The sequence below is a fragment of the Streptomyces sp. NPDC093064 genome (assembly GCF_044754605.1).
Classification (GTDB): domain Bacteria; phylum Actinomycetota; class Actinomycetes; order Streptomycetales; family Streptomycetaceae; genus Streptomyces.
The window spans coordinates 609,906-624,884 of the sequence record NZ_JBIVPK010000001.1 but is presented as its reverse complement, the minus strand read 5'-3'; the positions used below and the strand labels follow the sequence as shown (position 1 = coordinate 624,884).

Here is a 14,979-nt window from a genome sequence, read left to right as displayed (position 1 = left end):
ACGGCGCAAGGCCGTCCCCCGTGGGTGTCCGCCGCACGTGCTTCTCTTCCGAATGGCCGGTTTCCGGCGCTCGTCGCTATGAATCGATGGCGTTCACGGCATGCCGGCGTCTTTGGGGCATACCGAGTTCTGGCGCCGGGGCCCGGAATCCGTACCGTCGAAGAATCCGTGCGGCCTCGGGAGCGAGGATGCGGTGCGGGCATCGGCGCCGCACGTGGAGGGAAGTCCTGGACTTGCCGATACGGGTCGGCAGGTCGAACGTCTTCTCTCCGACCTCTCGCGCAGCCATGCCCCCGCCTGCCCCGCTCCCATGATGCTCAAAAGGTACCTACAACAGTTCGACGGACGAAAGCGTTCCATGTAATGCCTCGTCCCAGGGGCACACTTGAAGCCATGTCGTGAGCCCCGCACCGCGGGGGTCCGGTGCGGGGCCGCGCGGTCGTCCGCCGAGGGCTACTCCGCCCCGGAGGGGACGACCGCCCTTGGCTGCTCGGCGGCCGGGGCACCGCCGGATGGCCCCTCCTCGCTCAGGCCGATCCGCGCGTGCAGCCTGCGCAGCGGCCCGGGCGCCCACCAGGTGGCCCGGCCGGTCAGCCGCATCACCGCGGGAACGAGCAGGCTGCGGACCACCATCGCGTCCATGAGCACGGCCAGGGCGATCCCCAGTCCGAGCATCTTGGTGTTGGTGACGCGCGAGGCGCCGATCGCGACCATGACGACCGCGAGGATCGCCGCCGCGGCGGTGATGAGCCCGCCCGTGCGCTGCAGCCCGAAGACCACCGCGCTCTGGTGGTCCCCCGTGCGGTCGTACTCCTCTTTGATACGCGAAAGCAGGAAGACGCCGTAGTCCATCGAAAGCCCGAAGGCGACACAGAACATCAGCACGGGCAGTGTCGTCTCGATGTCCCCGGTGCTGGTGAAGCCGAGCAGGCCGGAGAGGTGCCCGTCCTGGAACACCCAGACGACGGCGCCGTACATGGCGGTCAGGCTCAGCGCGTTGAGCACCACCGCCTGGACCGGGACGAGGAGACTTCCGGTGAGCAGGAAGACCAGCACCAGGGTCACGGCCGCGATCATGCCGAGGGCCCACGGGAGCCGGTCCGCGATGACCGCCTTGGAGTCCACCAGCGCCGCCCCCGGCCCGGCGACCGACGTCGGAAAGGAGGCCGGTTCCGTGCGCACCGCACGCACCAGGTCCTGGCCGGCCGCGTCGCCCGCCGCTCCCTCGCGGAGCACCGTGACGTAGGCCGCGTCGCCGTCGGCCCGGGCCGTCTCGGCCGGCCCCGGCTCCTGTGTGAGCCTGCCCTGCGCGTATGCGCCCCGAGGGCCTTCCACCCTGACGACGCCGGGCAGTTCGGACAGCCGCCGGCTGTAGTCGGCCAGCGCCGAGGGCTGGGCGGCGGCCCCTTCGGCCAGCACCTCGACGGCGGCGCCGGGGCTTCCGGGGAACCCGTCGCGGATGTGCTGCTGGACGGTACGGGACTCGGCGCTCGCGGGCAGTTGCCGGTCATCGGCGTTGCCGAACCTCACGCTCAGGAACGGCAGGCCGAGGAGAACCAGCCCGGCGGTCGCGGCGATCGCGAAGACCGGGGCCCGCCGCATCACCAGCCGTGCCGCCCTGGCCCACCCGTCCTTCGCGGCGCCGCTCGCCGGGGAGCGGCGTCGCAGGACGCGGCGGAGGTCCCAGGCGTTGATCCGCTCCCCGAGCAGCACCAGCGCGGCAGGGAGGATCACCAGGGCGGCGATCGCCGCGAGTGCCACGACCGCGATGCCGGCGTACGCGAAGGACCTCAGGAAGTACTGCGGGAAGACCAGCATCGCGGCCAGGGAGACCGCGACCGTGAGCGCCGAGAAAAGGACCGTCCGCCCGGCGGTGCGCAGGGTGGTCCCCACAGCCGTCAGCGGTTCGGCTCCGCGGGACAGCTCCTCACGGAAGCGGCGGACGATGAACAGGGCGTAGTCGATGGCCAGTCCGAGACCGAGCGCGGTCGTGAGGTTCTGGGCGAAGACGGAGACGTCGGTGAACTCGGTGATGCCGCGCAGCACCGCGTTCGTACCGAGGATCGCCACCACGCCCACGCCGAGCGGCAGCAGTGCCGCGACCGCGCTGCCGAAGACCAGGACGAGCAGCAGCAGGGTGACCGGCAGGGCGATCAGCTCGGCGCGCAGCAGGTCCTCTTTGACCAGTTCCTGCATGTCGTGGCGGACCGCGACCGGACCGCCGAAGGAGACCTTCACCGGGCCGTGGCTGCCGCGGTATCCGGGGGCGATGCGGTCGAAGACCTTGGCGGCGTCGGTCTCGTCGCCTGCGATCCGTGCGGTGATCATGGCTTCGTGACCGTCCTGAGCCCGCAGGGCGGCCGCGCCGGTGGCCCAGTAGGAGACGACTCCCTCGACGGACTTCTCCCGCTCCAGCCGGTCGGCGAGCCGCCGCGCCTCGGCGGCGACGGCCGGGGTGTCCACGGTGGCCTCGCCGCTGTTCACCAGGAGGATCAGGTTCGGCTGGGAGGCGGGGAAGTGCTCCTCCAGGGCCTTGGCCGCGTAGGAGGACTCCGCGCCCGGATCCTGCCAGCCGCCGCTGCCCATGCGGTCGGCCACGCCGCTGCCCGCCACCACCGCCAGTGCCGTGACCAGCAAGGTCAGCAGGAGAGCGAGCCTGGGCCTGGCCGTGATCACCCGCCCCCACCCGGAGAGCCCATCGCCGGGGCGATTCACGTCTGTCATCGGGCAGGTTTCCCCTCTGAAGGACCAAAACACGAGCGACCACTCGCACCAGAAGAACACGGATAGAATGCGAGCACCTTCTCGTGTTTGTCAATCACATCCTGCGGCTTGGGGGTTACTCAGAGTGGAATCCGTTCCGGCGACTTCGGCAGCTCGGCGCAGGCAGGCGCGCGGCAAGCGCCGTATGGAGCAACTGCTCGACGCCGCGGCCCTCGTGTTCGGCGAGTGCGGCTACACCAGGGCCAGCACGAACGCCATCGCCCGCGAAGCAGGTGTCTCGCCGGGCACGCTGTACCAGTTCTTCCCCAACAAGGAAGCCATCGCGGTGCAGCTCGGCGAGCGGCTGATGCGGCAGATGCTGGAGGCACACGGCCAGGTCTTCACCGACGCCAACGTGTCCCTGCGGCTGGACGAGATGCTGGACGCGATCCTCGATCCGATCATCGAGTTCAACCTCAGGAATCCGGCGTTCCTCGCCCTGATCCACGGCTCCGACGCGCCGGGAGAGATCGCGTCCGACAAGGAGGTCCTCCACGCGATCCTGCAACGGCAGGTCGAGGAGACCGTGGCACTGCGCGCCCCCGACCTGCCCCACGACGAGTGCGTGCGCGTGGCGACCACGGCGTTCGCCGTCTTCCGGGCGGGGCTGTGCCTGGCGATGCAGTACCAGGAGCCCGAGAGGGCCGCCTACACAGTCGAGGTGAAGGCGGCCCTGGCCCGGTACCTGGCCCCGGTGATCGGCACGGAAGCCCGCGCGGTACGCCGCTGAGACAGCGGCGCAGGCGTCAGCGCAGCGGGTCGAACGGGGCCAGTTGCACGGGGCGTTCGCCGGTGACGATCGTCTCGGCGAGGAGGCGTCCGGTGGCCGGGCCCAGGGTGATGCCCCACATCCCGTGGCCGCCCGCGGCGAAGACCCGCGGGGAGCGGGTGGCGCCGATCAGGGGCAGGCCGTCGGTGGTGCACGGGCGGGAGCCGACCCACTCGTCCTGGCGGGCGTCCAGGTCGGCGCCGCGCAGCAGCGGGCGTGCGGCCTCGGCGATGGCGTGGACGCGGCGGGCGTCCAGGGGCGCCTCCGGCTTGCGGAACTCCATCATTCCGGCGACCCGCAGACGGTCGCCGAGCGGTGTGCAGGCGACGCGCTGGGCGGGGAAGTAGACGGGGCCGGACGGCACGTGCTCGACCAGGACGCTGAAGCTGTAGCCGCGGCCGGCCTGTACGAGGGAGCGCACGCCGAACTTCCGGGCGAGGCGGCCGAGCCAGGCGCCCGTGCCCAGGACCACCGCGTCGAAGCACTCGCCGTCTCCGCCGCCGACGACGACCGTGACACCGGCCGCCTCGTCCCGCACCTCGGTCACCTCCGTGCCCTCGTGGATCACCCCGCCCCGGGCACGGACCGCGTCGGCCAGGGCGTGCACGTAGTGTCCCGGGTCGATGTAGCGCTGGCCGTGCAGCCGGATCGCCGCGCCGATCTCGTCCGACAGGGACGGCTCGACCTCCCGGGCCTCGTTCCCGTCCAGGACGTCGAACTCCATGGTCTGGCCGGCGGAGTGGATCTGTTCGAGCTCCTCCAGCAGGACCTTGCGCTCCGCGGCCGTGCGGTACGCGGCGATGAAGGACTTGGCCTCAAGCGTCCGTGCCTCGACACCGCCCTCGGCCAGCGTGTCGAAGCTCGGCAGCGCCAGGCTGTTGATGGGTACGAGGGCACGCATCGACCGCAGCCACTGGGACGCGGTGCTGTTGCGGGCGAACCCGGCCAGGAACCTGAGCAGCTTCGGGTCGGCGCTCGGCGGGACGTAGACCGGGGAGGACGGGCTCAGTACCGCGCGCACCCCGTAGGTGAGGACCGCCGGTTCGGGCAGCGGCGTCGCCAGGCCGGGGGTGAGCCATCCGGCGTTGCCCCAGGACGATCCTGCGGCGACCCCCTCGCGGTCGTACACGGTGACGCCGACGCCCCGCTGCTGGAGGAACCAGGCGGTGGACAGTCCGACCATGCCCGCGCCGACGACGGCGACGCGGCTGGGGGCGGAGGGTGCGGGCGAGGGCGGGCGGACGGCCATGCGGAACCTCTTCATCCGGAGCGGTGTCCGGGGTGGTGACGCCTCCGGACGCCTCCGATGGTGATGCCGGTGGGCTCCGTTGTCTTTGTGGCGGGCGGACAACGAGGGCGGTGCCGATGATGCGGTGAGCACTATCCGCGTGGGACACAATGGGGCTCATGAGCAGTCCCCGATGCCGCGCTGCGGGGTGCCGGCCGTGATCACCGTGTCCGACCTCGTGGATTCCCTGGGTGCCGGGCTTCTGCGTACGGTCGTCCCGGCCGGGAACGCCGAGGTGCACGACGTCGCCCTGGCCGAGCCGGGTGACACCGCGGGCCAGCCGGGCGAACTCGTCCTGGGGGTGGGTGTGACCGACCGGTCCGGAGCCCTCGCCCTGCTGGAACGGACCGCCGCGGCAGGGGCCGCGGGCCTCGTGCTCAAGCGACCCGCCGCGCGCGACCCGCAGGTGACCCGCACGGCCCGGAGACTGGCGGGCCCCGCACTGGTCGAACTGCGACCGCACACCTCGTGGGCCCACGTCGTCTGGCTGCTGCGCGGTGTCATCGACCGGGCCTCCGCGCCCGCCGCCGGCGCGCTCGGCACCCCCGGTCCGCACAGCGACCTGTTCGCACTGGCCGACGCGGCGGCCGAGATCATCGACGCGCCCGTGACCGTGGAGGACGCGCAGTCCCGCGTCCTCGCCTACTCCGCGCGGCAGGACAGCACCGACCCGGCACGGGTCTCCACCATCGTGGGGCGGCGCGTCCCCGCGGAGACCCTGACGCATTTCCGGGCGAGCGGCGTCTTCCGCCGGCTGGCACGCTCCGGCGACCCCATCTGGACCCCCGCCGGGCCCGACGGCATCCTGCCCAGGCTGATCATCCCCGTGCGGGCCGGCGGCGAGTGGCTCGGCTCGATCTGGGCCGTGGTCACGTCGCCGGTCCCCCCGGAGCGCATCCGCGAGCTCGGCGACGTGGCCTCCGTCCTGGCCCTGCATCTGCTGCGGCTGCGCGCCGAGGCCGGCATCGCACGGCGGGTGTCGGCCGGGCAGCTGCGGGCCGCCCTGCGCGAAGGCGCCGTCCCGGACCAAGGACCGGGAGCGGCCGCCGCGCTGCCGGCCGGCCCCTGGCGGGTGGTGGCCTTCGGGTCGTCGCCCGGCGGTACGGAGGACGTCCGCAGGCAGCTCGACCTGTGGGAATCGGTCGCGCACCGGTTCGGCTGGCATCAGCCGCTGCTCGCCGACCTCGACGGGCTGCTGTTCGGCGTGGTCACCGACCGGGGGCGGGGCGGGCGGCGGGGCGCGTCCGGTGTCCGGGCCGACGCCGGCACCGTCGACTGGCTCCGGCACTTGCTGGCCGAAACACGCGCGCACGACCCCGGCCTGTACGCCGTGGCGGGCTGCCCCGCCCGCTCCCCCGACGAGCTGCCGCGCTCCACGGCGGAGGCCGTCGAACTCCACCGGCTGATCGGCGCCGGACGGCTCCCTCTCGCCCCTCTCGTTCACGGGACGGGGATCGTGCTGATGGAGGACGCCTGGGACGCCGTCGTCGTGGAGCGCGCCAGGGCCGCCGTCGGGACCGACACGTGGCGGCTCGGCGGGCCGCTCGCCGCGCTGCGCGCACACGACGAGGAACACGGCACGCCGTACCTCACCACCCTCGCGGCCTGGCTCGACCACTTCGGCGACCCGCAGAGCGCCGCACGGCACCTGCGGGTCCATCCCAATACGCTGCGCTACCGGCTGCGCAAGCTCGAAGAGGCGGTCCCGCTGGACCTCTCCTCACCCCGCCTGCGGCTGGCTCTGCGGCTCCAGCTCATGGCGATGGGCGAGCCTCCCGCGCACGGCGAGCAGCCTAGGCCGAACGATCCGCCGCCGAGGTGACCGCCGGCTCTCGGACGGCCCGGTTCGCGGCCTGGCGGCGGGGAACACGGAGAAGGTTTCGGCCGGAGCGGCCGCCGGTCACCGGTCACCGGTCACCGGTCACGGACCTTCGCCGGCCTGGGCCGTCCGACAACCCGCGGAGGAACCCGATGTGCCGTCTGTTCGGACTCAGCAGCGCGCCCCGGCGCACCCGCGCCACCTTCTGGCTGCTGGACGCCCCTGACAGTCTCAGCCGGCAGAGTCACCGTGATCCGGACGGCACCGGGCTGGGGTACTTCGACGCGGACGGCACCCCGCGGGTCGACAAGGCGCCGATCGCCGCCTACCGGGACCGCGCGTTCGCCGAGGACGCCCGGCAGGTGGAGTCCGCCACCTTCCTCGCCCATGTGCGGTTCGCGTCGACCGGCGGCCTGGACGCCCGCAACACGCACCCCTTCGAGCAGGAAGGGCGGCTGTTCGCGCACAACGGGGTCGTCGAGGACCTCGACGCGCTCGACGAGCATCTGGGCGAGGACCGGTCACTGGTCAGGGGCGACACCGACTCGGAGCGGTTCTTCGCCCTCGTCACCCGGGAGACCCGCGCACACGGCGGTGACGTCACCACCGGCATCGCGCGGGCCGCGCGCTGGATCGCCGAAAACCTGCCCCTCTACGCCCTCAACCTGGTCCTCGTCACCCCCGACCAGTTGTGGGCGCTGCGTTACCCCGGCACCCACGAGCTGTACGTCCTCGAGCGCGCGGCGGGCGGCCAGCACGGCACCCGGCACCTCGACCACAGCGGCAGTCACGGGCGGATGCGCGTCCACTCCGAGGCCCTGACCGGGCATCCGGCCGTCGTCGTCGCCAGCGAGCGCATGGACGACAACCCCCGCTGGCGCCTGCTGGAGGCGGGCGAGCTGCTCCACGTCGGCCCCGATCTGCGCACCGCCCGCCACCTCGTCCTGCCCGAGCCGCCGGCACACCCGCTCACCCTCGACGACCTGCGCCCCGACGCCGCCGCCTCGCAGAAGGCCGCCTAGGTCTCCCTCGGAGGCTCGTTCCTACGACGTGCTCCTGGCCTCCACGAGCCGGCGCTGCACGTCCAGTACGAGGCTCCGGAGGCGTCCGGGCCGTACGCCCTCGTAGTCCATCCACGCGTCGAGGCGGGGGCGCAGGTACCACACCATGAACAGCCCCTCGCGGCGCAGCACCGAGCGATTGATCGAGACCTCCGCCTGTACCTCTCGCCGGAGATCGTCGGTCCAGCCCTGCGCGCGGTCCGCCTCTTCCAGAGGAGCCTTGAGAGCGGCGACCGCCTCATCGAGGGCCACGAGCAAGGTGGCGTCGGGTCCCGCCGTCGTCACGTCAACTCCCTTTGGCGAGGGGCGCGATTGCCCAACCGAACTATTTCACAGGCCGGTTGACGCCCTGCTGTGACACTGCTGTGACGGGCGGAGTGGCCCGCCTCACAGCCGGAGTGCTCCAGGGCCTGGTGGGGTGGCCGGACACACGTCGTCGGGTACGTGTCGCGCGTCGTCGGACACGTGTGGCGCCCCTCGTGCAAGGAGGTGAAGGGCATGCTGCTCGTGGGTATCGCCGTCTTCCTCGTCTGTGCCGTCGGTGCGCTGTTCTCGCTGGCCGGGACGCTCGTGATGGCGCTGCCGGGACGGCCCCTGCCCTGGCCGGTGCACCTGATGCGCCGTGCCGCGTTGGCGGCCGGCCTCGCGGCCGCGGCCGTCCATTCACTGGGGTCCTTCGACATCGCGGTGTCCGAGCACGAGTTCGGCAACGGCGCGGACTCGGTACCGGCTCCGGCCTGTCGCGACGGCTTCGGCAGCGAGGTCCGCCGGCACCTCACCCACCATCAGTCCTCCTATCTGCCGCGGCGTTTCGACTGCTTCCTCGACGACGGCACCGTCTACCCGAGCAACCCTCACTACGGCTGGATGAACTGGGCGAGCCTGTCCCTCGCGCTGTCCGGGGTGCTGCTCGCCGTCGGCGCGCGCTATGCGGCCGATTTCCGGCGCGCCGCGGCCTGACGTTGTTCGTGGTCTTCGTGGGGCTTGCGGTCGCCTGGGGCGCGAGGCGCAGGGCGACCGTCCACCCCCGCCTGCCGAAGTAACGCTGATGGTTCCGGGCGGGAGCGTGGCGGGGCCCGGGAGTCGTATCCAGCTCCCGGGCCCCTGGGGATGCCACCCAGTTGCGCACGCCGGCGGTGCTCAAGAGTGCGGATCAGTCGTCAGGCCGTCGTGTTCTCAGCAACTCCTTCGGGTTCGGGGGGCACAACGCCGTGCTGGCGCTGCGGCGCGTGCGGTGACGCACGGCCGGTGACAGCCGGTGACGGGACGGGCCTCGTGCGGCGGGCGCCGGACGGGGCCCGTCCTCACGCGGTGCGCTTGCGGGAGGCCGTCTTCTTCGCCGGGGTCTTCTTCGTCGTGCTCTTGGCGGTCGACGCGGTCTTCTTCGCGGACCGCGACGACTGCGCCTTGGACGCGGACTTCTTCGCGGCGGCCGTCGTCTTCTTCGCCGCGGTCTTCTTCGCGGCGGGAGCCTGCTTCCCGGCGGTGGTCTTCTTGGCCGCGGCGCCGGCCCGCTTGCCACGCGGGAGATGCCTGACCTCGGCCTCCTCGGCCTCCTCCGCCGGCTCCCCGGCCTCCTCCCCCACTTCCTCGCCCCTGGACTGCTTGGCCGCCCGCACGCTCTTCTCCAGGGCGGCCATCAGGTCGAGGACCTTCCCGCCGGGGGCGGGCTCGGGGGCCTCGGGGGGCGCCTCGCCGGCGGCCTTGGCGGCGATGACCTCCTCCAGCGCCTCGCGGTACTCGTCGTGGAGGTCCTGGATGTCGACCTCGCCCAGGGTGTCCATGAGGGCGTCGGCGAGGTCCAGTTCCTTGTCGCGGACGGTGACGTCGACGTCCGGGGCCACGCCCTGGGGGACGCGGATCTCGTCGGGCCAGAGCAGGCCGTGCATGGCGATGACGTCGTCCACCACGCGGAGCATGCCCAGGCGCTCGCGGCCGCGCAGGGCGAACTTCGCGATCGCCACCTTCCGGCTGCGCTTGAGGGCCTCGCGCAGCAGGGTGTACGGCTTGGCGGCGGGGGCGCCGCTCGCGGCCAGGTAGTACGCGTTCTCCATCTGGAGCGGGTCGATCCGGTCGGCCGGGACGAAGGCCACGATGTCGATCGTCTTCGCGGTGGGCAGCGGCAGGTGGGCCAGGTCCTCGTCGGTGATCGGGATGATGGTGCCGTCCGCGTCCTCGTAGGCCTTGCCGATCTCCGCCTGGGTGACCTCGCGATCCTCCAGTTCGCACACCTTCCGGTAGCGGATGCGGCCGCCGTCCTCGGTGTGGATCTGACGGAAGGAGACGGTGTGGCTCTCGGTCGCGTTCACGAGCTTGATCGGGATGCTGACCAGGCCGAACGAGATGGCGCCGTTCCAAATGGATCGCACGTCCAGCACCTTCCGGATCGGATCAATTCGTCATAGTTTAAGGAGTTTCCATGGTTTTCTTATCGTATGGCGCCGATCACGGAGGTGGAGGGGCGACGGCTCGCGCTCAGCAACCTGGACAAGGTGCTGTATCCCGCGACCGGGTTCACCAAGGGGGAGGTGCTGCACTACTACGCGACGACCGCCGACGCGCTGCTGCCCCATCTGCGGGACCGGCCGATGTCCTTCCTGCGGTACCCGGACGGGCCGGACGGGCAGGTGTTCTTCGCCAAGAACGTGCCGCCGGGTACGCCCGGGTGGGTGACGACGGCCGAGGTGCCGAGGTCGGCGGGGGCGGCGCGGATGGTCCTCGTGCAGGATCTGCCGAGTCTGATGTGGGCGGCCAACCTGGTGACCGAGTTCCACACCCCGCAGTGGCTGGTCCAGGCGCCCGCGGAGGCCGACCGGCTGGTGTTCGACCTGGATCCGGGGGCACCGGCGAGTGTCGTGGACTGCTGCCGGGTGGCGTTGTGGCTGCGGGAGCGGCTGGCCGAGGACGGGATCGAGGCGCACGCGAAGACGTCCGGATCGAAGGGGCTGCATCTGCTGGCCGCGGTGCGGGGGGCGTCGAGCGCGCGGACGTCCGAGTACGCGAAGGGGCTCGCCGTGGAGGCGAAGCGTGCCATGCCGGATCTGGTGCTGCACCGGATGACGCGGAGTCTGCGCCCGGGGAAGGTGTTCGTCGACTGGAGTCAGAACGCGGCGCGGAAGACCACGGCGGCGCCCTACACACTGCGGGCGCGCCGGGAGCCGACGGTCTCGGCGCCGGTCACGTGGGAGGAGGTGGCGGGGTGCCGGACGCCGGGGCGGCTGGAGTTCCGGGCGCAGGACATCGTGCCCCGGCTGCGGGACCACGGTGACCTGCTGGCCCCGCTGCTGGACCCTGGGCGGGCGGCCGCGCTGCCGTGAGGTCACGCTGCCGCTGGGCCGCGCGGCTGTGAGGGAGGAACCCGGCCGTTCGGTTCACACCCACTCGGGGGAACCGGGTCATCCGGTCACACCCGCTCGGGGGAACCGGGTCATCCGGTCACGCCCTCTCGGCCCGGCCGACGGGTCACACCCGCTCCCACGTCCTGCGGTCCCGCGCCATCGCGTGGAGCGCTTCCACGTCCGCCGGTTTCAGCACGGCGCCCAGGCGGGTCAGGTTGCCCAGGTCGGCGGTTTCCAGGACGCGTACGCCCCTGGGCTGGGCGGTGACGCGGAGGGCGGCCGGGTCCGTCAGGGCCAGGATGGGGCGCACCTCCGCCGTCAGGGCGTAGGAGGCCCGGTCGGCCCGGCTGCGAAGGTCGCGCAGAAGGGGGGCGGGGTCGCGCCGTCCGAGGGCGACCATCGGATCGTCGATGCGGACGCGCTGCTTGCGCGCGTAGAGGGCGTGGACGGCGAAGAGGCCGCCGGGGCCGATGACCAGGTGGTGGATGCGGTCGCCGCCGGGCAGCGGGACCGAGTGGAGGGCGTGCCAGCCGGCGCCGTCGAGGTGGTCCAGAGCCTCGCCCACCGTCTGCTCGGCGGTCAGAGCGCGGCGGCGCGGGTCCGGGCGGAGGCGGTGGGCGGGGGCGGGCTCCCGGTCCAGCGCGATCAACAGCGCCTCGCCGGGGCGGTTGGGGGCCAGGTCGTCGTCCGGGTGCAGGCTCAGACGGGCGAGTTCGGCGGGGGTGGGCACAGGGGGCGGGCCCACCGCCACCGGACCCGTGAGGAAGGGGCCCAGGGCCTGGAGCACGTCCTCCTGCTCGCCCTCGCTGAGGAGGTTGACCCGGGCGGCCTCACGGTCGTACCAGGCGATGTTCCTGCCGTCGGGCCGGCAGACGTACAGCCGTTCCTGTCCGTGGCGCCAGGTCGGTATGACGCGCAGTCCGCGGTGTCCGCTCATGCACCATCACCCCCACGACCATGGGAACAGGCGGGGTGCTCCCGGGGCAAGAACTTGGCTACCGTGAGAGAGCCTGTCGTCGGACGCCCGACGCCGCCGGGCAGGCGGGAGCCCGAGGACGGGCTCCGGTTGGGAGGGGGAGTTGGGGAGGCGCCGTTGCGGACCCGCAGGAAGCAGCCCGACGTACCGGCTCCGGACAGCCCGTGGAGCGAGATCGTGCCCGGCCTGTGGATGGGCGGGCACGAGTTCAGGACGAGCTCCGGGGAACTGGAACTCGCCGTCGTGCGTGATGAGTTCGATCTTGTGCAGACCCTGCTCAGGCTGCCCGGGCACGGGCCCGACCCGGGTGTCGAGCACCATGTGTGGCCGATACCCGACGGGCCGCTGGACGGGACGCAGCTCGCGGGGGTGATGCGGTTGGCCCGAGCCGCCTGTGACGCGCTGGACCAGGACCGCCGGGTCCTCGTGCGCTGCTACTCGGGATACAACCGCTCGGGGCTGGTGATCGCGCACGCGCTGGTCCGCCAGGGACGCTCCACCGAGGAGGCGATCCGATTGATCCGCGCCCGCCGCTCCCCCTGGGCGCTGCACAACGAGCTGTTCGTCGACTATCTGCGGACGGGCCTGCCGACGGCACGGCTGCTGGAGGAGCTGGCCGAGTAACCGTTTCACCGAAGGTGACGTGCGCTCCGACCGGCACCGGCCCGCGCCAACGCGAAACGAAAGCCCGCGAGCAAAAGGGACTTCCATACGAAACGAATAGGGTGTACGAGGCTGTTACCCGCGCCGCTCCCTCTCCCAGCTCTCCTCCAGCCACCGGAGAAACGTGTACCGCAGACGCTCCGCCCTGGTCGCCGCCCTCGCCACCCTGCTGACGGCGACGACGGCTGCCTGCGGCGACGCGGGCGGGCTGCGCGGCGCGGGGCCCACGCCGACCGCGGTCAGCCCGGCCCGGCTGTGGCCCTCGCTGCGCCCGGCGGCCAGCCCCGCCTGGCCCTACGACGAGATACAGATCGAGACGGTCAAGGGCGTCGCCGCTCCCGGCGACGACATCCACGAGGTCGACCCGGTGGACGTCGTACGGGCCGAGGTGGCCGCGCATCCGGACGCCTACACGGGCGCCAAGGCGCCGTACCAGGACACGGCCGACCGGCTCGCCGAGTGCGGCCCGGGGAAGGATCCGTCGCGGTGCCCCGTCATGCGCCCGTACTACCGGGATCTCACCGGTGACGGGCACGACGACATGGCACTGGGCTTCCAGCTGTACCCGACCAACCAGACCGCGGTGCGCGTCTACACCTTCCAGGGGCACCGGCTGGTGCAGGTGTTCGCCAACGACGACGCGGTGATCGGCGTGGAGCTGGCCGGGCGGGCCGTGATCATCCGCTCGCCGGCCGGGATCGCCGGGTACGAATACCGCACCACGTGGTCCTGGGACCCGGAGCAGCGGGCGATGGTGTTCTCGCGCGACGAGTTCCTGCGCACCGGCCGGCACCGGCCCACGCACGCGCGTACCCGCACGCCCCTCGCCGCCTCCCCGCTCCCGTCCGCCCACGCGCCCTCCCCCGCCCCCTCTCCTGTCCCCTCCTCCCTCACCCCCTCCTCCGTCGCGAGCGCGCGATGAGGGTCGCGCTGCCCCGGTGGGCCGGGACGCTCGCGGTGAAGGCCGCCGCTTTCATCACGGTGATGTGCTGCGCGCTCGCCGCGCTGCTCGGTGTTCTCGTGCACGTCTCGGTGACCGACCAGACCGTCGGACAGGCGCGCACCCTCGCCCTGTCCCGGCTGAAGGACGCCACGACCGCGTTCGAGTCGGGCGACACGCTGCTGCCGGGCGCCGGCGTCGACCCGGAGGGGCTGCCGGAGCGACTGCGGCGGCTGGCGGCGAGCGGACAGCGCGGCACGATGGTCGCCGTGCACCACGGGCGCCCCACGATGTGGGCGGCCGGGCCCGCCGACCGGGGGCGGACGCTGGCCGTGGCGGTCGACTACTCGCAGCAGGCCCGCACCATCGACGCACTGGACCAGTCCATCCTGTGGTCGTCGTTGCTGGCGATCGGGGCGACGCTGCTGGTCGGCGCGTTCGCGGTGACCCGGGTGACCCGGCGGCTGCACGCCACCGCGCGCGTGGCCCGGCGGATCAGCGCGGGCGACCTGGACGCGCGCGTGCACGACCCGCTGGCGCGGGACGCGTCCCGCCCGCACGACGAGGTGGCCGCGGTCGCCGCGGCGCTGGACTCCATGGCGTCGTCGCTCCAGGGCAAGCTGCTGGCCGAGCAGCGGTTCACCGCTGACGTGGCGCACGAGCTGCGCACCCCGCTGACCGGGCTGCACGCGGCGGCCGAGCTGCTGCCGCCGAGCCGCCCCACCGAACTGGTGCGCGACCGGGTGGCCGCGCTGCGCACGCTCACCGAGGACCTGCTGGAGATCTCCCGGCTGGACACCGGGCGGGAGCGGCCGGCCCTGGACGCCGGGCACCTCAGCTCGGTGGCCGAGCGAGCGGTGCGGGCGGCCGGGGCGGCGGGGGCCGCCGCCGGGACGGACACGCGGGTCAGGGTCGTACGGGACGTGTACGTGGAGACCGACCGGCGGCGGCTGGAGCGGGTGCTGGGCAACCTCGTGGCCAACGCGCACAGCCACGGCCGGCCGCCGGTGGTGCTGACCGTGGACGGGCCGGTGGTCACCGTGCGGGACCACGGCGACGGCTACCCGGACTACCTCGTGGCGCACGGGCCGCAGCGCTTCCGTACGGAGGGCGGCGCGACCGGGCACGGGCTCGGGCTGACGATCGCCCTGGGCCAGGCGGAGGTGCTGGGCGCCCGGCTGGAGTTCGCCAACGCGCCGGAGGGCGGGGCAGTGGCGACACTGACGCTCCCTCAGGAGCCGCCCGCGCCTTCGGGGCCGGACACGGCCGACGGCACCGTCCCCAGTACCGAAGGCGCGGGCGACGCGGGGCAGGCTGACACCGCGTCCAGGTGACCCGTCCCAGGACGAGCCCGGCCCGGCG

General features: G+C 72.9%; 13 protein-coding genes. 8 read left to right on the top strand and 5 right to left on the bottom strand.

The genetic code is table 11. The annotated features are described in order from the left end of the window. Positions 1-453 precede the first annotated feature (453 nt). The gene (locus ACIQFZ_RS02800; RefSeq protein ID WP_383057098.1) at positions 454-2,724 is read right to left on the bottom strand and encodes an MMPL family transporter; all 2,271 of its coding nucleotides are present in this window, start codon (positions 2,722-2,724) and stop codon (positions 454-456) included. 124 nt (positions 2,725-2,848) lie between these two features. Between ACIQFZ_RS02800 and ACIQFZ_RS02795 the strand changes: the two genes are divergently transcribed. Then, on the top strand, positions 2,849-3,493 hold the full coding sequence (locus tag ACIQFZ_RS02795) for a TetR/AcrR family transcriptional regulator (protein ID WP_402690441.1): 645 nt from the start codon (positions 2,849-2,851) through the stop codon (positions 3,491-3,493). 16 nt (positions 3,494-3,509) lie between these two features. Here ACIQFZ_RS02795 and ACIQFZ_RS02790 read toward each other — a convergent pair whose 3' ends face one another. Next, a complete protein-coding gene (locus ACIQFZ_RS02790; RefSeq protein WP_402690440.1) occupies positions 3,510-4,796 on the bottom strand; it encodes an NAD(P)/FAD-dependent oxidoreductase in 1,287 nt (428 codons plus the stop codon). A gap of 181 nt (positions 4,797-4,977) precedes the next feature. Between ACIQFZ_RS02790 and ACIQFZ_RS02785 the strand changes: the two genes are divergently transcribed. Together ACIQFZ_RS02785 and ACIQFZ_RS02780 are read left to right on the top strand one after the other, a co-directional pair. Beyond that, positions 4,978-6,642 carry a PucR family transcriptional regulator gene (locus ACIQFZ_RS02785; RefSeq protein WP_402690439.1) on the top strand — a complete coding sequence of 555 codons (1,665 nt, stop codon included), beginning with the start codon at positions 4,978-4,980 and terminating at the stop codon, positions 6,640-6,642. A gap of 149 nt (positions 6,643-6,791) precedes the next feature. Beyond that, on the top strand, positions 6,792-7,661 hold the full coding sequence (locus tag ACIQFZ_RS02780; RefSeq protein WP_402690438.1) for a class II glutamine amidotransferase: 870 nt from the start codon (positions 6,792-6,794) through the stop codon (positions 7,659-7,661). A gap of 21 nt (positions 7,662-7,682) precedes the next feature. On the opposite strand, the gene ACIQFZ_RS02775 is transcribed toward ACIQFZ_RS02780, so the two are convergent. Then, on the bottom strand, positions 7,683-7,985 hold the full coding sequence (locus tag ACIQFZ_RS02775) for a hypothetical protein (RefSeq protein ID WP_402690437.1): 303 nt from the start codon (positions 7,983-7,985) through the stop codon (positions 7,683-7,685). 213 nt (positions 7,986-8,198) lie between these two features. Between ACIQFZ_RS02775 and ACIQFZ_RS02770 the strand changes: the two genes are divergently transcribed. Next, positions 8,199-8,660: a hypothetical protein gene (locus tag ACIQFZ_RS02770; protein ID WP_402690436.1), complete on the top strand. Its 462-nt coding sequence runs from the start codon at positions 8,199-8,201 to the stop codon at positions 8,658-8,660. A gap of 344 nt (positions 8,661-9,004) precedes the next feature. Here the strand turns inward: ACIQFZ_RS02770 and ACIQFZ_RS02765 are convergent, their stop codons facing one another. Beyond that, positions 9,005-10,069, bottom strand: a complete 1,065-nt coding sequence (locus ACIQFZ_RS02765; RefSeq protein ID WP_402690435.1) for a Ku protein — start codon at positions 10,067-10,069, stop codon at positions 9,005-9,007. A 66-nt stretch (positions 10,070-10,135) separates the two neighbouring features. Between ACIQFZ_RS02765 and ligD the strand changes: the two genes are divergently transcribed. Continuing rightward, positions 10,136-11,017, top strand: a complete 882-nt coding sequence (ligD, locus tag ACIQFZ_RS02760; protein ID WP_365776799.1) for a non-homologous end-joining DNA ligase — start codon at positions 10,136-10,138, stop codon at positions 11,015-11,017. Between the two features lie 145 nt (positions 11,018-11,162). Here ligD and ACIQFZ_RS02755 read toward each other — a convergent pair whose 3' ends face one another. Next, on the bottom strand, positions 11,163-11,975 hold the full coding sequence (locus ACIQFZ_RS02755; RefSeq protein ID WP_365417446.1) for a nuclease-related domain-containing protein: 813 nt from the start codon (positions 11,973-11,975) through the stop codon (positions 11,163-11,165). A gap of 156 nt (positions 11,976-12,131) precedes the next feature. Between ACIQFZ_RS02755 and ACIQFZ_RS02750 the strand changes: the two genes are divergently transcribed. The 3 genes from ACIQFZ_RS02750 (at position 12,132) to ACIQFZ_RS02740 (ending at position 14,951) form a co-directional block, all read left to right on the top strand. Further along, positions 12,132-12,638, top strand: a complete 507-nt coding sequence (locus ACIQFZ_RS02750; RefSeq protein ID WP_365417445.1) for a protein phosphatase — start codon at positions 12,132-12,134, stop codon at positions 12,636-12,638. Between the two features lie 163 nt (positions 12,639-12,801). Further along, positions 12,802-13,599: a hypothetical protein gene (locus ACIQFZ_RS02745; protein WP_402690434.1), complete on the top strand. Its 798-nt coding sequence runs from the start codon at positions 12,802-12,804 to the stop codon at positions 13,597-13,599. Continuing rightward, positions 13,596-14,951: an ATP-binding protein gene (locus ACIQFZ_RS02740; protein WP_402690433.1), complete on the top strand. Its 1,356-nt coding sequence runs from the start codon at positions 13,596-13,598 to the stop codon at positions 14,949-14,951. Before ACIQFZ_RS02745 ends, ACIQFZ_RS02740 begins: the two co-directional genes overlap by 4 nt. Positions 14,952-14,979: the final 28 nt, after the last annotated feature.